Source organism: Vibrio sp. vnigr-6D03 (assembly GCF_002835515.1).
GTDB lineage: Bacteria > Pseudomonadota > Gammaproteobacteria > Enterobacterales > Vibrionaceae > Vibrio > Vibrio penaeicida.
This window is the reverse complement of the sequence record NZ_PIZL01000016.1, coordinates 12,961-33,304: the sequence shown is the minus strand read 5'-3', so window position 1 is coordinate 33,304 and position 20,344 is coordinate 12,961. Positions and strand designations below refer to the sequence as shown.

11 protein-coding genes and 2 tRNA genes are annotated in these 20,344 nt (G+C 47.2%); 7 read left to right on the top strand and 6 right to left on the bottom strand.

Annotation, left to right across the window (positions count from 1 at the left end):
- Positions 1 to 282: 282 nt before the first annotated feature.
- The 3 genes from CW749_RS13210 to CW749_RS13200 all read right to left on the bottom strand — a co-directional run bounded on the left by CW749_RS13210 (position 283) and on the right by CW749_RS13200 (position 9,322).
- Positions 283 to 6,360, bottom strand: coding sequence for a TcdA/TcdB pore-forming domain-containing protein (locus CW749_RS13210; protein WP_101112601.1), 6,078 nt, complete (start codon positions 6,358 to 6,360; stop codon positions 283 to 285).
- An 817-nt stretch (positions 6,361 to 7,177) separates the two neighbouring features.
- Positions 7,178 to 7,268, bottom strand: a tRNA-Ser gene (locus CW749_RS13205).
- Between the two features lie 128 nt (positions 7,269 to 7,396).
- Positions 7,397 to 9,322: a sigma-54-dependent Fis family transcriptional regulator gene (locus CW749_RS13200; RefSeq protein ID WP_101112600.1), complete on the bottom strand. Its 1,926-nt coding sequence runs from the start codon at positions 9,320 to 9,322 to the stop codon at positions 7,397 to 7,399.
- Between the two features lie 570 nt (positions 9,323 to 9,892).
- On the opposite strand from CW749_RS13200, the gene CW749_RS13195 reads away from it, so the two are divergent.
- Genes CW749_RS13195 through CW749_RS13180 form a run of 4 tightly spaced genes read left to right on the top strand, consistent with a single transcriptional unit; the run spans position 9,893 to position 14,154 of the window.
- Positions 9,893 to 11,026 carry an NAD(+)/NADH kinase gene (locus CW749_RS13195; RefSeq protein ID WP_101112599.1) on the top strand — a complete coding sequence of 378 codons (1,134 nt, stop codon included), beginning with the start codon at positions 9,893 to 9,895 and terminating at the stop codon, positions 11,024 to 11,026.
- The gene (locus tag CW749_RS13190; protein ID WP_101112598.1) at positions 11,019 to 12,002 is read left to right on the top strand and encodes a thiamine pyrophosphate-dependent dehydrogenase E1 component subunit alpha; all 984 of its coding nucleotides are present in this window, start codon (positions 11,019 to 11,021) and stop codon (positions 12,000 to 12,002) included. Before CW749_RS13195 ends, CW749_RS13190 begins: the two co-directional genes overlap by 8 nt.
- 20 nt (positions 12,003 to 12,022) lie before the next feature.
- Positions 12,023 to 13,036 carry an alpha-ketoacid dehydrogenase subunit beta gene (locus CW749_RS13185; RefSeq protein ID WP_101112597.1) on the top strand — a complete coding sequence of 338 codons (1,014 nt, stop codon included), beginning with the start codon at positions 12,023 to 12,025 and terminating at the stop codon, positions 13,034 to 13,036.
- Entirely contained in the window at positions 13,033 to 14,154 is a 1,122-nt protein-coding gene (locus CW749_RS13180) for an acetoin dehydrogenase dihydrolipoyllysine-residue acetyltransferase subunit (RefSeq protein WP_101112596.1), read from the top strand. Before CW749_RS13185 ends, CW749_RS13180 begins: the two co-directional genes overlap by 4 nt.
- 44 nt (positions 14,155 to 14,198) lie before the next feature.
- On the opposite strand, the gene CW749_RS13175 is transcribed toward CW749_RS13180, so the two are convergent.
- The 3 genes from CW749_RS13175 to CW749_RS13165 all read right to left on the bottom strand — a co-directional run bounded on the left by CW749_RS13175 (position 14,199) and on the right by CW749_RS13165 (position 16,411).
- A tRNA-Pro gene (locus CW749_RS13175) sits at positions 14,199 to 14,275 on the bottom strand.
- 86 nt (positions 14,276 to 14,361) lie between these two features.
- Entirely contained in the window at positions 14,362 to 16,158 is a 1,797-nt protein-coding gene (locus CW749_RS13170; RefSeq protein WP_101112595.1) for a DUF3413 domain-containing protein, read from the bottom strand.
- Positions 16,159 to 16,183: 25 nt separating this feature from the next.
- Positions 16,184 to 16,411, bottom strand: a complete 228-nt coding sequence (locus CW749_RS13165; protein WP_101112594.1) for a YejL family protein — start codon at positions 16,409 to 16,411, stop codon at positions 16,184 to 16,186.
- Positions 16,412 to 16,494: 83 nt separating this feature from the next.
- On the opposite strand from CW749_RS13165, the gene yejK reads away from it, so the two are divergent.
- From yejK to asd, 3 genes are all read left to right on the top strand, one after another.
- A complete protein-coding gene (gene yejK, locus CW749_RS13160; RefSeq protein WP_101112931.1) occupies positions 16,495 to 17,496 on the top strand; it encodes a nucleoid-associated protein YejK in 1,002 nt (333 codons plus the stop codon).
- 70 nt (positions 17,497 to 17,566) lie between these two features.
- The gene (locus CW749_RS13155; protein WP_101112593.1) at positions 17,567 to 18,967 is read left to right on the top strand and encodes an Hpt domain-containing protein; all 1,401 of its coding nucleotides are present in this window, start codon (positions 17,567 to 17,569) and stop codon (positions 18,965 to 18,967) included.
- A 237-nt stretch (positions 18,968 to 19,204) separates the two neighbouring features.
- The gene (asd, locus tag CW749_RS13150) at positions 19,205 to 20,317 is read left to right on the top strand and encodes an aspartate-semialdehyde dehydrogenase (protein ID WP_101112592.1); all 1,113 of its coding nucleotides are present in this window, start codon (positions 19,205 to 19,207) and stop codon (positions 20,315 to 20,317) included.
- The last annotated feature ends 27 nt before the right edge of the window (positions 20,318 to 20,344 follow it).

The window sequence follows — 20,344 nt, the reverse complement described above, 5'->3', positions numbered from 1 at the left end:
AAAACGAAAAAAGCTGGCGAAAAATCAGCTGCTTTTTAGAATGTGGCGGAGAGATAGGGTTTGAACCCTAGATACGTTATTAACGAATGCCATTTCCTTCATTTTAATTGTAGACACTGAACCGAAACATAGAAGTTTTGAGGCATATGAGTGGATGAATATCCGCCTAAATACATATGCATTATCGCTAATAAATAAGCATCATTTGGGGTTATTGATGGCGCTAGTGATGAGTTTGTGCTGAATGTGTTAAGCCCGCCGATTTGGCGGGCTTTTGAGTGGTTATGGGGTGTTTGAGGTGACGACGTCACTGTAACTGACAACGTAACCGGCCTGCCCTGAGAGTTGGTCGACTTGATTTAAGATACTTTCAAGGCGCTTTCCTTCAATGCTCATGTTTCTTTGCGCGGCTTGATCCGCATTTTGGATCAGAATGCCAGTGTTAGACTGAGGATCGTACAGAGCCAAAGCATCGCCTCTGCGTTGAAGAATCACACTGGTTGCGTTGGCAAATGGCAAGTCGAGTTTTCCATTGTTTCCTCTAGGAACAATCACGATTTCCTCATAATGGCCGAGCGTATCTTGATCAATCCGGTAATGGTAATTTTCGGCGCTGCCGCTCCAAACCACATTATGGATACCCGTGATTTGCGGTAACTCACCACTGGTTGATCCTTTTGCTCCCTGAAGCACCAAACTGTGGCCGGATTCGGTCACGGCAGTGGCATACTGACCCAGTGACTTGAGTGAATCGATGATAGCGTTTGGTGAAGAGCTGTAGAGGCTTTGAGTATCACTGTCGTAAATGTAATTGTTTCCTCTTTTCCCTTGACCTAGGTAGTTCAAGACGTGCGACGTGTCCAAGTTAGGGGCTGTGATTAATTGTCCCTCGCTAGGCAGATACCAAGACGCTTCCAAACCGAGCAATCGGACGGGTTGTGGCTGCTCGTAGATGCCACTCATAGCCTGAATACCCGCACGAATATTCTGATGTGCTTGTTGCCATTGCTCTGTTACACCACGAAGTATCGGTTTGTCTCCACGAGTTGCGTTGGCGCTCAGTTCAACGATGACGCCATCTTTGGTGGTGATCTCTATAGATTCTCCTTGCTGACGAACTTTAAGGATATTTCCTTCCATTGTTGGGAACAGATCGGCATCTGGTGCTTGAACCTGAACAACCAACTCTTCGTTTAACATACCATCGTGCTGAAGCACTGCCTGACGATATAAACTGGCGTCATCTTGATTGAAGATCCACGCGTGTTTTTGGTCCGCGGTCAGGCCAAGCAAAGTTAATGACTTTCCAGCCAAGTTTCTACCCGCCTGTACGAGACGTGCGGATTGCGTGTCGTACCAGATACTGGTGGCTTGAAGCGTATTGTTAATGTCTCTTTCTTTGGCACCCAATATCACCAATTGGCTCAGTTTTGCATCGTGAGTATCGCTAATATCATGCAGGCGAGCTAAAAGTTGAGTCCGGTTTGCCTTAACCCATTCTTCCGTTACACCAGCGAGTAGAGGTTTCTTATCGGCGAGCCACAGAGTGTTGTCTTTCGCGAACGCGAATAAGTGGGCTTTGTCGTTGGCGACTTTTTCAACGCCACCTACGGAACTCGGCAAACTCAGCACCGTAGCCGCCTCGTTTCTGCCTGTCTGGTGATACACGGTTTTTTGAGCATGAGAGTAAAAGTAGTAGCTTTCACTCGCTTTACCCTGATTTTCCACCAGCGCAAGTATCAAGTCTTTGGGGTGATTGGTCACATTGGCTTTCACCACGCCGCGTTTACCCGCTTGTTCCTCCAATACCCAGAATCGATGGTTCTTGTCCTGATGATTCGCCGAAATGGAAATCACCTCTCCCAAGGTTGCATCAATCCATTGATTCGCTCCTAAGTCCACTTGCCCACCAACACCGGTATTTTGGGTTTTAAAGAGCTGACCCGTAGGGATATCGTTCCCCAAACCGCCGGACGTCAGTGTTGTAATGGTCTCAGTATCACCGTTGATATCCACCAACTGCAAAGTACTTTCATCCAGTACATACGTCCATGTGGCTTTTTGACCTGACTGGGTTGATTGTTCCACCGCCCAGTACAGTCGCTGGTTTTCTTGCCAAACACGGCTGGTGGTTGCGCCCTGAGCGTGATCCCAGCCGAAGGCACGGTATTGAGCGAGAATGGTGGATTGATTCACGTCGACCAACCAGACTTCACTGCCCTGATTAAACCACGCGAGATCACCGTTTATCGCGACCAGCTGCGCTTGAGCGAGAAAGTCCGCGTGAGCCGGAGCGGGGGTGTAAACAAAGCGCTTTTTATCAACCTGATAGAACGCTTGGCCTACCGCTTGTTGCTGACCTTGTGGCGTAAAGTTTTCTACGGCGACAAAGTCACTTTCAAGGTGATGTTTGTCGACTTCAGATTGAATATGCTGATGCAATTGATCCGCATTGGCCCATTGAGAGGCATTTTCTGATGAAAGCTGCGCGGCCGTATTGGCTCTGTCTATCGTGAATACTTCCTCACGATTACCGATCACCAAAATTTGCCCAAGGTCTGCACTGCGAAGATTGACTCGGATGCCGCCAACCGTTAAGTGATCACTGGCGACTTGAATGTCACTTGCTGGCAACTGTCGAGCGTCTAGGATCCAGCGTGTTCCGGCTTGTGCTTGAGGCTCAACTTCAAGCGACAATGTTGCTCCTGGCTGAAGGTTGACTCGGTATTCGCCACCTTTGCCTTTCAGAACATAGTTCAGCTTGCCTTTTAGCTCTTTACCCAGTTTGCGCATTAGAATTTGACGATTTTGTGCGCCTAAGTTGATTGCGACGTCTGTGTTCACGTATTTCTGGGTAATTCGGGTAAGGATGAATTCAGACGGGAATGCATAGAAATCGAAGTCGAATCGACCATCAACCTCTAAACGGCGAATCACATCGAACCCTGCGTCGTGTCGGGTGGTTGCACCTGGCAATGCCGTGTATGTTGAATACCCAATGTAAGATTTAGGGGTTGCGGGCAATACGAGTGCACCTTCGGTTGAGGTGAGGGTTGCGTGGTTCCCGTATCCTATGCCCTCACGAACGTTGATTGCTTGATCTTCCTTCCTGACGATTCTGGGCTGATCCCCAATCCAGAAGAAGTAGTTGATTGCCCCAGAACCTGTGCTGCCATGGTGGGTTCTGTAAATGTACTGACTGTCGAAAGTAATCTGTTTTGACTCTAAATCGAGCTGAGCGATCACTGCGCCATCTTTAGGCTGAAGGAGCTGATACGATGCACCATCACCTAACGTTTTGTTCACGTGGGCATAACCGCCTTCACGATAGGCTGTGTCCACCAAGGCAAAGTATTGACCCACACCTTGGGCTCTTTGTGCTATTTCACCAAAACCTTGTGCCAATGCGGTGAAACCAATACCCAATCCGCCTAAGATGACACCCGCACCCCCAATGACCGCAGAGGCCGTGCTGGCGCCAACGATGCCTGCTCCTATGCCGACGGCACTGGTGGCTAACGACGCCGAATCAAACGCCAACTGGGTACCAAAAACGGCTTTTTGAACTTCATTCTGAGCGTGTGCCAGTTCGTACGAATCCAGAACCACAGAGGCCAACCCTAAGCCAATACCGACTGCGGTGTTTGCCACATGGCTCACTGCCGAAAGCGTTGACTTGGTGACACTTTGCCCTTCTTGCAGAGCAGTACGGTATAGGTTGACAAGTGTTGCGGCATCCATGACGGTACCATGCGCAATTTGCGTCAGGTTGATGTAGGTATGAACCTTAAGCGCTTTGCTTAGCCCATTTGGCAGTGAATCATCTACAGCGGCGGTACGACTGTGATTGTTGAACCACGTGAGTATGGTTTGCACAGCAAATGCTGCATTCAACCCATCGACATGCTCCACGTCGCTGATGTTTGCTCGGCGGATCAGCTCACCTTCGCTATAACGGTAGTTTTCTTTTAGGCGCCCAAGTGACTCTTCAAAGTGCTGTTTAAACTTCCAGATTCGGTCATCGGGTGTGATCAGCTCTCTTGTCAGGTTGTCTTCGGCATGAACCAGAGGTATGGCATAGTTGCCATCTTGCGTGCGTTTCATGCTTTCGAAAACGGGAACCCAGTCGTGCGATAGGTTGTTGGTTCGATACAAGTCATCGGCTGCTTCTAAGAATCCTTGTGCTAAGTTCGCGCCTTCCAGTACGCTCAGTGCTGATTGCAATTTAAGATCGGCAGATACCGCGTCACTGGTATATGCCAACCGAGCAGCGTTGTTTGATGCGCTTATGTTTGCAGCACGTTCAGAAGGGAGGGCCAAATCTTGGACATCAAAGCCGGTCGCAAGCCGAACTCTAGCCATCTGATCCGTATCGATTACCCGCATCTCGAATTCCGGGTTTTGCTCGGTACCCATTGCTTGGTAATACTGCGCAAACTTATGTTTAAGTAAGTGCGCTCTCAATGCCGTGCGCATGGCCTTGGGGGAATCGAAGTTAAATACCGCGAAGTTCGGGTCGTAGAAGAAGTAGCGATCACGTCCTTCCGACATCTGTTTGCCGACAAGCATACTGTGTCTGGCGGTGTTCATGAGCATGAATTTACTTCCACCGTCAGTCAGAGGTGTCGCCGCCAAATTGTCCGTAATCGCTCGGATGTTCAGCCGACCAATGTCGCTCTCGGCGTATCTTGCGTCGGTATTGGCATGCAAAGCCCCAATCGTTTGGTAGACAGTGTTAGCTGAGGAAGAGCCTGCGCTGGCAGCGGAATCGTACAGAGACGAAGAAAAGTCCCGCGCTCCCATCTCTCCATTTTGAGCGATGGCAGTAGACATGATACGAGAGAGCGGTAAGCAGCGGCCCGGACCACAAGATAATACAAAATCTTGTGGGAGAAGCTGAGTAACGTTGGCACCGCTTGCGGTCATGTACTCACTCACCTTCGCCGTTTGATTCAATGCGATACTTTTCGTCTCGTCGCGGAATTTGTTTTCTATGTGCTTGACCAGCGCCCCTTTTTGGTAAAAGTTTAGAGACACAGTGTCGTCCAGCAATAAACTTATCAAGTTCAAAGACGTCATGTCTCCGATGGGAATCGGAAAATCAACAGTAGTATGATTGGCCACACCAAACTGGTAACGTTCACCTCGTTGACCCTTAAGATTTTCAAAGACTCGTTTCTGTGTATTGAATTTTTCGATGAGGCGCTGATTAGGGTTGGTTTTCAAATTGACGTCGATGCCAACGACAGCATCTATACCTTCCAGTTTCTTTTTCTCAAGCCATATCCATAGACGGTCGGTATCGACACTTTTTTCGATACTGCCCAGAAACTCTTCTTCGTAATAGGCTTTGGTGGTTTTTATCAATTCAAGCTTTTTCTCAATCTCTTGCTTTTGCGCCCCTGTAGCGCCGCGAAGTTGTGCGAACAATGCGTCTTTTTGTTGAATGGCAGGCGCGAGTTCTTTTTTCACTTCTTCTCTCAACTGGTTTCTGAACGCTTCCCACTCCGTGAGCGCAGGGTTTTCATCCACTTTGACCGTGCTGTCTTTTGTGTAAGCGCCATCCTGCGGGACTCTCGTCACTTTTATGCCAAGTCTTTTCGCATCCTGAATCAGGTGGTTCTGCGCGTTAATGCGTTCTTGGTTAAAGGCGTGAATGCGGGCTTGATCATCAGGAACTTGAGGTCGCTGAATCACCGCTTCGCCTTCTTTTCCAGTTCGTTTAACCCACGTGAAAGTGCCTTTGTCGTCGAGGATCTGTTTTTGTTTCTGAAGCATTAACTGCCATTCGCCATCTTTGACAATCAAGTAAGCTCCGGCGATTTGCTCGGTGGATTTTTTACCTTCGTAATCGGCATAATCGACCGACATCACGACGTTGTCGTAGAGAACAGAGCTTCCCACACGACCGTCATGAAAAACACGATAGTGGGTATCATTTAGCTCGGTCACGACCACGGAACATCCGGTTAAAGATCCAGTGAGCATGAGTGTTCCCTCGGCGGCATTCTTAGGAATGTCCACATACGCAGGGACCGGATTAGAGCGACCGTTAAACCCAAGGAAATAGGCGTTGGCTGTGTCAGCGGCTGTGGATTCTGTATATCTAAGTTTGAATCCTCCAGTGGCAGGTTCCAGCCTGACGTTGCCTTGTGTCGGCAAGCCGCCGTTTTTCACTAGCTCAATCACATCAACCGTGTGTTGATTTAAAAACTCTCGCGGTGACCGAGAAAAACTGGTGATCGCTTCGGTGGTATCTGAAGCCGCTACAGGTAACGGCATGGCATAGACATCGGGCAGGCTAACGATTTGCGCTCCCAACAACGAAGAGATGAGTACAGTCAAAAATTTCTTTTGCATTTTGTCTCCTGAGGAACAATTAAGTAAGTTCAGTTATGCAAAGTGGGCATCAGTGACCGCCAAAATAAGCCTCATTTCTTCCATTTTATTTCTCAGCAAAAATTACCCGTGAGCGCATTACAAATGAGAATATTCAGGTATGAGCACCACTGCTATGTACCTATTGAAAATCCGCAAACACAGCAATAACCGCTTGATTGCTAAGCAGTAGGTACTTTTTCACCTTAATATAAAAATCGAGCAGGAAATATTGGATAAAAAACAGAGTTTTTTATTTTTGGAACTGCGAACACGCCCAGTACTTCGGGCTCTATCTACCTTTAAAATCGGGAATTTTTTAAAATTGAGTGAGCTTGAATACGAACAGACCAAACGTGCAGAAAGTTAATGATGGTTTTAACATTAGTTGTGCTTAAAAAGTGAAGAGACAGGAAAATTGAGAGGCTTTCATTGAGTGTTTTATCAATTAATTCATAAGTAGATAAGAATTGTAAGTTAAACGCTAAAGAGAAGGCTTAACTGAAAATTACCTAATATTCATAGGATTGTACGGTGCGTTGTTTTTTCTTTCGTTAACATTTTATAAAAAAGACAGTTATCGCAATAAAACGCAGTTAATCGCTAGAAACTAGATACAAACAATTTTAGTTATTACAGATTTGATGAGCGAGCATAATCCGACTCGATGTCACAAAAAGTATGCTTGGGGTAGGGGAGGCAGTTTGGAACAAGGCGCAAGTTTTTCTATGTAGCCGTCGCCGATGACTAGAGAAAAATGCAAAAAAGCCGCTGAAAAAATCAGCGGCTTTTTAGAATGTGGCGGAGAGATAGGGATTTGAACCCTAGATACGCTATTAACGTATGCCGGTTTTCAAGACCGGTGCTTTCAACCACTCAGCCATCTCTCCGTTGTTGAGGCGCATAATATATAGGGTTAGAAATCTTGTAAACCCCTAAGTGGTTTGTTTGATTGAAAAAACGTCAAAACCATCAAAAAAGAAGTTTGGCTGGTTGTGCGGTGATCAGTTTGTGGGTTTTATCGCCGGTTGGGTGGGATCAATCCACAGCGCTTCATTCGTCTGTGTACTGTGCTTCGGTTAACCCCCAAGTAGTTGGCCGCTGCGGTAATGTTCCAGTTCAGGTTATTCAGCAGGGTTTCTAGCTGGGTATCCACGGGCAGGGTGGGTGCGTCCCTTTGGTATTTCGAGAACGAATCGGGCAGGTGCTCGGGGTGAATTTTCTCCCCTTGGCTGAACGCCAGCGCAAACTGCAATACATTACTCAGCTCGCGAATGTTTCCGGGCCAGTGGTGCTTGTTCAGCAGTTGAGTGGTGCCCTGGCTAATGGGAACGGGTTGGTCTGCGTATTCCAACAATAGTTTGCTCGACAGCCATTTAATGTCCTTTCTTACCCGCAGGGGCGGCATCTCTAATTTGGCACCGGAAATGCGGTAGTACAAATCCTCTCGGAACCGCCCTTGCTTCACTAAGTCTTCAAGGTTTTGGTGCGATGCCGCCAGTACCCGAAAGGTAACGGGCACGGGTGTGTGCCCGCCCACTGGGGTCACTTCTTTTTCTGCTATCACGCGCAGTAATCGGGCTTGCAAGGCGAGGGGCATGTCGCCAATTTCATCCAAAAACAGCGTGCCTCCATTGGCGCGTTCGATTAACCCCTTTTTGCCTTTTCTGTCTGCGCCTGTAAATGAGCCCGCGGTGTAGCCGAACAGCTCGCTTTCAATCAGGCTTTCTGGAATTGCGGCGCAGTTGATCGCTACAAAAGGACGCCTGCCTCTGGAAGCGTCGTGGATCGCTTTGGCTAGGTACTCTTTGCCTGCACCCGTTTCGCCCGAGATCAATATCGAGATAGAAGAATTGGCAAGGGTTGAAGCCTTTTCTGCCATCGATTTCATGATCGGGTCGCGAAAGAACAGCCTTTCAAGCGGCTTAGCGATGGGGCGCTCTGTAGGAACGGATTTGGGTGTGACCGGAACGGGTTCAATTGCCTGAATGTAGAGCAAGTCACCGGATTGCGTGGTCACGGCAACCGGATTGGGGCAGTAGCGCCTTGAGTATTTCGGCAGGTCGTTGATGTCTAAATCCAGCAGGCTATCCAATGGTAAGCCGCCGAGTTGATGGGCGTTTAACGGATTGGCTGTGGCGGAATGCCCTTTCATTAATATGCCGTAAGCCGAATGGGTTAACCCTACGATTTGTCCATCGTCATTCACCGCGAGAGCGCAATCGGGGTCGAGTTCTAAAAACTCGGGGGTTTTACTCAGTTTCAGTACCCATTGATGGCGAAAGCTGGAGAGTAGGGTGGTCATCTCGATGCGCTTGGTAACGTTGCGAATCAATTGTAATGACAGCAATTGGCTGCTTTTGGGTTCCGGCGAATGCAGGGCTGAAATGTCCAACACCGCAGCGAGGTGTCCATCTACACCATAAATGGGAGAAGCGCTGCAGGTAAGCTGCCCGTGCGTGGCATCGAAGTGGTCGGTTTGATGAACCGTAATCGGTTGACCTGTATAAATGCACGATCCTACGCCACAGGTGCCGGCTCGTTCTTCCGACCAAGACGACCCCAAATACAATCCTGCGGATTTCAGCTCGTTTTGTTGAGTTGTGTTGCCAATGTAATCGACGGTGACGCCTTCGTGATCCGTCAGCAGTAGCACGTAGTTTTGGCCCGATATCTGTTTGTACAGCATTTCTAGGGCATGGCGCGCGGTGTGAATTAGTCGATCGGTTCGTTCCTGATGAAGTTTCAGTTCGTAGCTGGGCAGTATGTAGGCTTCTTTTAAGCTGGCTGGCGCTAACTGGTGAGTCTCGACGCAGCGTTTCCACGAATTGAGGATAATAGGGTCGCGCTCCACCTCGTTACCGCTTACGGCATGTTCCACCTCTTTTATGTGAGAGCGGATAAAGGTGTTACTGCGAATGGCATTCACTTCTGAACTTCTCATGATCGATTCCTTTCGATGCATACCCCAGTCACCTTAGAGCATTTGGGGGTGTACTCAAGCTACCTCAAGATGCTAGGTTCAGCGAGAATTGTTTGGTTTTCAGGCAAGGCACCGATATGAAGATTTAGTGGTTCTAAATCAAGAATCGGTAACGCAGCATGAAAACCAAGCAAACTCGCCCTTGGGAGCTTATCTTCTGTCTCATTTCATCGTTAAAGAACTTGGAAAGGACTCGTCATTCCACTGCGTTTGCTCGTTGCCAATAGAGAGGCTTGAACTGAAACAGAAGATAGAGCTCTGAATCCTGCACCTTGAGGTAGCTTGAGTACATTAATACAGATCTAGCATTCACCCCACTAGATTGCACCTAAGAACGGCGTCGAAATCGGCTGTTTTGTGTGTTTCTCATTCTTGAAACGCTCTCGTGCAACACCTGTTGCAGCATCCTGTCGCGGTGCTACGAATTCCCTCAGTGGATTTTTAAATTATCAATAAAAATCAATTGGATAGATTTATTTCAAAGTCGGCATCTTGCTTGCTCTAGTAAAGGAGCTATCAAGGAGAGATGTTGTGAATCAAGGTGTTGTCGGCATGATTGCCAATCCCGTCTCCGCAAGAGACATAAGACGTGTGGTCGCGGCTTCTGGAAGCCTAACGCTTAACGATCGCGTGAGTATCGTATTGAAAATACTGTCCGGTTTGAAAGCGGGCGGCGTGCATCAGGTGTGCATGATGCCTGATAAGACCGGATTATCGGACATGGTGCAGCGAGAGGTGAATCGCGGGCAAGCGGCTTTAGCTAAATCAGCCAGATATAAACAAGCCAGTTCCAAACAAGCTGCGCCTAAAAAAGTGGGCGAGCGACAAGGTTTTCCGGATCTCAAACTTCTACCCATCCCGATAACCGGAACCGATCAAGACACTATCAACGCGGCCTGCGAATGCGAAGAACGCAAGGTTAGTGCAATAGTGGTGTTGGGAGGCGATGGTACGCATAGGCTGGTGGTTAAACATGCCAGAAACACACCCATTACCGGTTATTCCACAGGCACCAATAACGCCTTTCCCGAAACCATCGAGCCGAGCTTGATTGGTTTGGCGACGGCGCTGTACGCCAGTGGTCAAATCCCGAAAGAGACAGCGCTTTCGCCCAATAAGTTGTTACAGCTTCGTATTCAAGAGAAAGCCCACTCCGGCGCAGAAGGCAAAACCAAACCAATAGAAGACATTGCGTTAGTGGATGCGGCGATAACGTCCGATAGGTTTGTCGGCAGCAAAGCCGTGTGGCAACCGGATACGCTACGCGCGGTATACGTGACCTTTGCGTCAGCCATGCAAGTTGGGCTTTCTTCAATCATTGGCTTGAGTGCCCCCGTTGAACGTACGGATCCGTGTGGGCGGTTTGTCGAGCTATCGAGAGACGCGAGCGCTTCTAGCCTAATGGTGCCTCTAATACCCGGAGCGTTTTTGCCTGTTGCGATTCAAACCCTTTCAACCCTTAACCCGAATCAGCCCGTCGGTCTTCGTTATGGCAGCGCTGCGATTGCGCTGGATGGCGAGCGAGAACACATCGTAGAGGCGCTAGATGATGTGACCCTCGAGCTGATTCCCAATGCTTTTTTTACCATCAATGTAGAAGCCTGCATGAACGCATGCGCTGCAAGGATGCTTTTATGTAATCAACAAGGAGAATGTGATGCCTAGTATCAGCGAATCACTGAGCAAAGAGAAATTGCTCGACGCTTACCGAATGATGAAAACCATTCGTGAGTTTGAGGAACGCCTACACGTGGACTTTTCACGGGGTGATATCCCCGGATTTGTGCATTTGTACGCGGGGGAAGAGTCGGTCGCGGTGGGGATCATGATGCATCTTCACGACAAAGACCGGATTGCGTCTACCCACCGTGGTCACGGGCACTGTATTGCCAAAGGGGTAGATGTGCACGCCATGATGGCGGAGATCTACGGAAAAGAAACTGGAGCGTGTAAAGGCAAGGGCGGTTCCATGCATATTGCCGACCTATCGAAAGGCATGATGGGGGCTAACGGCATCTTGGGTGCAGGGTCGCCTTTAGTGTGTGGCGCTGGTTTTGCGGCGAAACATTTGGGGCACGATGGCGTGGGCATCAGCTTTACCGGTGATGGTGCGTCTAACCAAGGCATGTTTTTAGAAAGCTTAAATCTGGCGGCGGTGTGGGAATTACCCGTAATTTTTGTGATTGAGAATAATGGGTACGCCGAGTCGACTGCTGTGGACTGGGCGGTGGCGTCCAAGTCTTACATCGACCGAGCAACAGGGTTTGGTTTACCGGGCATTACCGTAGATGGCACTGATTTCTTTGCTGTGTATGAAGCGGCAGGCGAAATCGTTCAGAAAGCCAGAAATGGGGATGGTCCGTCTTTGATGGAATGCAAAACGGTGCGTTTTTACGGGCACTTTGAAGGGGACGCACAAACCTATCGCGCGAAAGGCGAGGTTGAAGACCTGCGAGAAAATCATGATTGCATCAAGAAATTTAAAGCGCAGGTGCTAAAAGCAGGCTTAGCAGAAGAAGGGGATTTTTCTGCCATTGATGGCGAGGTATTGGCGCTGATTGACGATGCGGTTCAGCAAGCGAAAGACGCACCAGAGCCGTCACCAGAAGCACTGCATCGCGATGTTTACGTGAGCTACTAATCGAATTCAAGGAGTGAAAGATGAGCAGACAATTAACCTTTAAAGACGCGATCAATGAAGCGGTCGATCTGGAAATGACGCGAGATGAAAATGTAGTGATGATGGGGGAAGACATCGTGGGCGGTACGGGCGCACCGGGCGAGGATGACGCTTGGGGCGGCGTGCTGGGTGTCACCAAAGGGCTTTACGCCAAACACCCTAAACAGATGATCGATACTCCGTTATCGGAATCCGCTTACGTGGGCGCGGCGATTGGGGCTGCAACCTGTGGGTTAAGGCCGATAGCAGAGCTGATGTTTATCGACTTTATTGGCGTATGTTACGACCAGATCCTCAATCAGGCGGCGAAGTTTCGTTATATGTTTGGAGGTCGAGCGGAGACACCTGTCGTCATCCGTGCCATGTGTGGCGCTGGCTTTCGCGCTGCGGCACAGCACAGCCAAATGTTGACCCCGATGTTTACTAACTTACCGGGGGTGAAGGTGGTGTGCCCGTCAAATGCCTACGATGCTAAGGGGTTGCTGGCGCAATCCATCCGCGACAACGATCCGGTCATCTTTTTGGAACACAAAAGCCTTTATCAAATGGAAGACGATGTGCCGCAAGAGGCTTATGCCATCCCATTTGGTGAAGCCAATGTATTGCGAGAAGGGAACGACGTTACGCTGGTTTCTTACGGATTAACCGTCCACCGAGCAATGGAAGCGGCGAGCCTAGCAGCGAAAAAGGGCATTTCGTGCGAGGTTATCGACTTGCGAACGCTTTCTCCCATCGATATGGATACGGTGCTGGAAAGTGCAGAAGTTACGGGACGCATTGTATGTATTGATGAAGCCAACGAAAGGTGTTCCATTGCCGCTGATGTGTGCGCCAAAGTCTGTGAGCAAGGGTTTTCGTACCTGAAAGCGCCAGCGCAAATGGTCACCGCGCCTCATACGCCTGTGCCTTTTTCTCCTAGCCTTGAAGATGCTTATGTGCCAAGTGCCGATACGATTTTGAAACGCATTGAGTACGTGATGAAGGAGGGGCTATGAGTTCAGAGAACACAGCGATCATCCCGATTGTTATGCCGAAATGGGGGCTTTCCATGACGGAAGGCACCCTGAATGAATGGCTGGTGGAAGAGGGGGATTCCATTGAAGTTGGTCAGGTAATCATGGATGTTGAGACCGACAAAATCGCCAGTATGGTGGAAGCGCCGGATGCAGGAGTGCTGAGACGAAAAGTGGCAGAAGAAGGCGAACTCTATGATGTGAAAGCCTTGCTGGGTGTACTAGCGGACGATTCAGTATCGGATGAGGAGATCGACGCTTACATTGAGCAGTTTGAATCCACCGTGGACGACGCAGAGGAAGAGGCCGAAGAGTCGCTTCGTTCTCAATTCATTGAACTGAGTACGGGTACTGTTCGCTATGTGCATCGCGACGGCGAAGGTACGCCTTTACTGTTCATTCATGGATTTGGCGGCGATCTCGACAATTGGTTGTTCAACCTAGAGGCATCTAGCAATCCGGTGTATGCGTTGGATTTGCCTGGTCACGGGCAATCGACAAAAGCACTCAATGGCGACCCGATTGAATGTCTGAGCCAGACTATTTCGGAGTTTGTCAGCACGCAAAACATCGAACGTTGCCATCTTGTAGGGCACTCCATGGGTGGATTACTGGCAGCGAAGTTTGCGGTTGAAAACACAAGTTCGGCAGCTTCGTTGACTTTGTTGGCTCCGGCAGGGTTAACGTCTGATATCAGTGAAGACTACTTAGTTGGGTTTTCTGAGGCAGATTCACGCAAAGCCATGAAAGCAGCAGTTTTGCATTTGTTCGCCGACCAAAGTTTAGTAAATCGAGCCATGGTGGACGATTTGCTCAAATATAAGCGTCTGGATGGCGTAGATGCCTCGCTTCATCTGCTTCGCAATGCGTTATCAAACAACGGAAAACAGACCATCAATTTGGTGAAACCGCTGTCAGCGTTGGAGGTACCGATTACCCTAATATGGGGGCAGGAAGATAAGGTGGTGCCAATCACCCCCGAGGTAGAGGATTCGAGCTTAAGTACTCATACCAGAATCGAACTTCTACCAGACGTTGGACATATGCCTCAAATGGAGGCAGTCGATAAGGTTAACGAGGTACTCGCTCGATTGCCTTAACCAAAACGCAAAAAACCGCTGTAAAAACAGCGGTTTTTTTAACATGGTCGGACTGAGAGGATTTGAACCTCCGACCCCTGACACCCCATGACAGTGCGCTACCAAGCTGCGCTACAGTCCGATAAAAACAATGTAATCCCTTTCAAGAGGATGAGTCAACGATTTTTAGTCTTTACCATGAACAAGTGATTGATATTTATTCACCTGTCACTGCTCGGTGTAAAATCTTTTCTGCTCAGTTAAGCCCTGCATCAAGATAGAAAGCTTAGGGTTGTCGTCACGTTTTCTATTGTATTCAGAGTCGTACACTTTGTAATTACCAAAACGGTCGACAACGGTTGTTTCACCATCCGCAATCATAGCAACTTCACGTCGGTTACCTGCGATTATCCAGCTTCTTTCGTCGGTATCGAATAAGCTGCGTCCGCTGCTGTAGTCTGTCGGGTTTGAACTGACACCAAGGATTTGGTGCATCAACGTTGGCGATAAATCCAAATGACTGGTTTTATGTGTAAATTCTACCGCTTCTTTTCCAGGCCATTGAATGATCATAGGTACTTGAAGCTGGAATCGGCTGTAGTTAGTACTAGAACCCCAAGAGCTACTCTTGGTTTCATTAAACTCGGTGCCGTGATTTGAAGTGACAATCACCACGGTATTATCGGTCAGTTCTAATTTTTCTAGCTGTTCAAACATTGATGCCAATAGCTGGTCTGCTTGCATCGTTGAACTCATATAGCCTTCTTTAAGCTGCGCCTCTAATTGGTCACCTGGAAGGGTTGGATGAGCTGTTTCAAAGTTAGCTAAACCATTGAGTTCAACATAGCTAAACCACGGTTGGTTAGGTTTAGACTCCAGCCAAGTAGACCAATTAGAAATAGCTAACTTGTCGTCAGTGGATTCCAAAGTTGGTAAGTCACCCGGCAGAATATCTTTGAAAATAATGTCTCGGTATAGCTTGTCGGCAAAGTTGTCGCCACTGAACAAGCCAAAGTTGTAGTTTTTCTTTTCCAATAGCTGGAGGAATAAAGGCGCATCTTGCTGCGCTTTTATGCTTTCGGCGTAGCTGCTTGGTAAACCGTAGAACAATCCAAACACGCCATACATATCATTACTGGCGCTGTAATGGCTTGTGTAGTTCAAGTGCTGGCTCGCATAGGCGTTTAGCGTTGGCATGGTGTCAGCTGTAACGGCATCGGCTCTTAGGTTATCAACCATAACGATTAAGACATTTAAGTCTTTGCCTCGGCTTTCGTACGCCAAAGGCTCAATCGGGTATTGAACCAGCTTTACATCGCCAGAATAGCTATCAAGCCTGTCCAAATATTCTTCTTTATCCAGTAAGCCGTGCTTTTCCATAAAGCTTTTTGCCGTCATCGGGTAAGACAGCGGAAAGTTTGCGCGTTGGCTGGTAATTGGGTTGTAGAAGAATGCATCTGCCCAGATATAGATTAGATGGCTTGCAATAAAACACACGAAGAAAACAGCAGCCAGCGGTTTACCTATGTGTTTGTGTGCAAGTTTACGTTTTTTGCGCCACACCCATTCAGACAAAGCTATTTGCATCAAAAAGATGACGGGCACAAAAATAAAGAATTGTTGCCACTCAGGGGTGAAATTACCTTCTTCACTCATCAATAAATCCATGACGACTGGATTCAAGTGAAGGTGAAGGTTCTGATAAACCTGAGTATCAAGAAGTAAGACAGTAAGACCAGCGGTAGCAAAACACGCTGAGAGGAATCGGAACAATTTCCGCGATGGCACCAAAAAGGTGAGCGGAAATAGCACCAATATGTAGATAGCAAAAATTAAAAAAGCAAAATGCCCAAGCCAAGATACGGCTAAATAGACTTGCCCTAGCAGGGTGTCGGGCCATGGGGACTGAGTAATGTACCGAGTACCAATCAGCATTGCCGCAATGATATTGAAGAAGGCAAACCAATGCCCCCAACTCACAAGACGAGAAACGCGTTCACTGTATGTATTTTCGCTATCTACCATTTATATTTCAGTCTTATTGATTGAATTAGTGCGTTGCATCGCTATCGACGGATGAGATAAGTGCTTGAGCGAATTTTTCAGCAATTACCTTACGTTGTGAAGCAGGAACGTTTTGATTTAAGACATTCGTTGCGATATTTCCCGCGATCATCAATGAAAGCTCTGTATTTGCGCCGTTTTTGTCAAGTACGGCTGCAATCTCAGCCAAGATAGATTCAACTTGTTCGTCACTGTATTTAGATGTTATCGGCATATAGACTCTGATAATGATAGTAAAAGCGGCTTATGATAACCTACTCTCCCTCTCAACTGAAACTAGAACACGACAAAATTATTATGAGTCTGCATCTTTCAAACGTCATCCTTCATAAGCTGGTTAAAAATGAGCAAGAAGAATTGACGGTTAATTTTCGCCAAGAGTCGCTTCCTAATGAAGGATCATCCGAAAACCTGGTTGCCGAATTGCATCGGGTTTTTAATAGCAAAGCAGGTAAAGGCTTTGGTACGTTTAAACCAGACAGCGATTTTAAAGCATGGTTGCAAGAACTTCGCCAAAATGAGAAGAGCTTTTACGATTTTTCTCAGATAAGTGCTACCAGGTTAAAAGAAGAATTGTCTAAGTACCCATTTGCGGATGAAGGTATTTTAGTTTTTGCTGAGTATCAATCACTTGCGACTGAATATTTGTTTGTGGGCTTGCTTCCATCAAATGAAAGCTTGAAAGTGACAGAAGGGCTAGAAATCAGTGCAACAGACTATCTTGATATCAGCAAAATGGATATTGCGGCAAGAATAGACCTATCGACTTACGCGACAGACGAAGAATCGAACCGGTATCTTACGTTTATTAAGGGGAGAGTGGGGCGCAAAGTCTCGGATTTCTTCTTAGATTTCCTCCAAGCGGATGTCGGGCTTGATACGAAAGTGCAGAACCAAGTTCTCATGCAGGCAGTGGAAGATTTTTGCTCGGACTCAAAACTTGAAAAAGAAGAAGCAACTCAATATCGTAAGCAAGTCTTCGATTACTGTAATGAGCAGATTAAATCGGGTGATGAAGTTGAAATTCGTGAGCTGTCTGGCGAATTGCCAACAAGTAATGATGGGACCAGTTTCTTAGACTACACTCAAGACCAAGGCTATGATCTTGAAGAGAGTTTTCCCGGTGACCGTTCTACCGTTCGGAAATTAACGAAGTTTGTTGGCGCTGGTGGTGGTGTTTCTATCAATTTTGACAGTCTGCTGCTAGGCGAGCGCATTTTTTACGATCCAGAAACAGACACGCTAACACTAAAAGGTACGCCGCCTAACTTGCGAGATCAGTTAACGCGTCGTTCATAGAACTCGAATAGATAAGGTGGTTGTAGAGCCACCTTATCTAATTAACTCACGCACAATAAAGAGCTATTTTATGGATGAAAGTAGCAAAAAAAACATCAAGTTCCTTATCTTTGCTGTCTTGTTGGTTTGGGGCGTTATTTCTACCGTCTTTTATGTTCAGTTTAGCCAGTTGCGTCAGGATGCAGAATCTGTAGATTTGTTGTCTAGCCAGATAGAAGAATTCCGCTATACCCTTTCTTTCCCCGATCCTATTCGAGCTCAACATATTGAGCAGATGTCTCTTAGCCTTGAGCTGGTTAAATCCGTTGCTGTTCAGATTGAGTCCGGCACAAACGCAGGTTTCTGGAGCCCAGAAACGGCGCAATTGGTCTATCTAACCGATCGATTTGTAGAGCGGGCTGAAAACTATTTGAATGTTGCAATGGACATTCGTGGGCTTTCGGACCAAATTCTCAAGGCAAAAAGCAGTGAAGGTGTACCCGATGGGTTAGTCACTCTTTACAATGAGCTTGGTGCCTATATGTTTAGCTCGTTTTATACGGATACTAACCTTAACCCTCCCAATTTCATGACGCTTGAATCGATAATGCTTCGGTCTGAGCAATTTGACGCTTCTTATAAAAGACAGATTCAAACTTTGCTATCTCAATCCTCGATTATTTTGGCTGAGCATGCGCAGCTTAGCTATGTGACAGAAGAGATCATCAAGCATTCGATAGTACGAGAAATAGATGAGGTGAAATTTGGCTTTAAGGAGTCTGAAAAAAGGATTTTTACGCTCACCCTTCTCTTGGGTGGGGTGTTGATTTTCGCTCTCTCGTGGTTTGTATATAGTGGGGTATCTCGACCTACGCGATTAGGGACAGTAAGTACAAAATCCGAGGGAGATGAGCTTAGTAGTCAATCTAAAAGTACCTCCATTGCTCAAGGGTCGAATACATCGACTCAAACTGCAACTGACGAAATGAATGGTGCTCCACTTATCAAAAGTGAGAGCCTTCAACATTCTGATTTGCCAAGCGCGAGCTCCTCGAATGTAAACTCGCATACGTCATTCATTTTGCCGGACGAAAGCAAGATCTCGACGAGTACGAGTGAACCTGTCAACGTGTCAAATACTGCTCTTCCCAGTGGTTTTAACCCAGATGCGATGCTTGAAACCTTTGATCATGATGAAGAGTCTGTTTTGATGGTTCTCAATGTATTTTTGCAAGACCATGGTGATGATGTGAACAAGCTAAAAGATGCACTGGTAAAAGAAAAAGATCAGGCACATCGAATCGCGCATAGCTTAAAAGGCGTTGCAGGCAATTTAGGTACTACCAGCCTTCGAGACATTTGCGCCGAAATAGAGAATGTTTTGAAAGAGGGCGCTTTTCCGTCAGAGCAATCAATATTAGAGCTTGAGCGATGTTTGAAGCTTACTGTAGATGATGTTGAATCTTACTTGGGTGCAGTAAATACCGCTTAGATTCTTGATAGATAGAAACACCATGGAATTTCTATGGTGTTTTTGTTTTTAACCCCATTCCGCAAATCTCTGCATCTACTTCTTTCTTAATCCTGACGAAGTAAACAATTCCAAAAGTCGTCAATTTCCTCTGTATCGTGGCTTTTTTGTGTATTTAGGCTGAAAAGGCTTGTTTTCATGTCTCAAAAATCTTATAGATGGGGGAGTTTGTTTAAAAAGAGACATGGAGTGTAAACAATGAGAGTAGGTCTTGTAGGCTGGCGTGGTATGGTCGGTTCGGTTCTGATGCAGAGAATGGTCGAAGAAAAAGACTTTGATGTCATCGAGCCAGTTTTTTACAGCACCTCGCAGGTTGGTATTCCAGCCCCAAACTTTGGTAAAGAGGCTGGTGTTCTTCAAGATGCGTTTGATATTGAAAGCTTGAAACAGCTTGATGCCGTTATTACTTGCCAGGGTGGCAGCTATACAGAGAAAGTATACCCAGCATTGCGTCAGGCAGGTTGGAAAGGTTACTGGATCGATGCAGCGTCGACACTACGTATGGCTGAAGACTCCATTATTACACTTGATCCCGTTAACCTAGCGCAAATTCAGCAAGGTATTCATGGCGGTACAAACACATTTGTTGGCGGTAACTGTACGGTTAGTTTGATGCTTATGGCATTAGGTGGGCTATACGAAAAAGGTCACATTGAGTGGATGAGCGCGATGACGTATCAAGCGGCTTCTGGCGCTGGCGCGAAAAACATGCGAGAGCTTATCTCTCAAATGGGCGTAATCAATGATTCAGTTAGCACGGAATTAGCTAACCCAGCGAGCTCTATTCTCGATATCGACAAAAAAGTAGCAGAAACACTGCGTGCCTCTTCTTTCCCAACAGACCAATTCGGCGTACCTCTTGCGGGCTCTTTGATTCCTTGGATCGACGTTAAACGCGAAAACGGTCAGAGCAAAGAAGAGTGGAAAGCTGGCGTAGAGGCAAATAAGATCTTGGGCTCTCAAAGCTCACCAACCCCTATTGATGGCACATGTGTTCGTATTGGTGCAATGCGTTGCCACGCTCAAGCATTAACGATTAAGCTGAAGCAGAACATCCCATTGGATGAGATCGAAGAGATGATTGCAACCCACAATGACTGGGTGAAAGTTGTTCCAAACGATCGCGATATCACCGCGCAAGAACTAACACCGGCTAAAGTTACTGGCACGTTATCTGTTCCTGTTGGCCGCTTACGTAAAATGTCGATGGGAGACGATTTCCTTAACGCATTTACCGTAGGTGATCAGCTACTTTGGGGTGCTGCAGAGCCGTTACGTAGAACACTAAGAATTATTTTGTCTGAAAATTAATATTTTCAATGACATAAATTCCTTTGA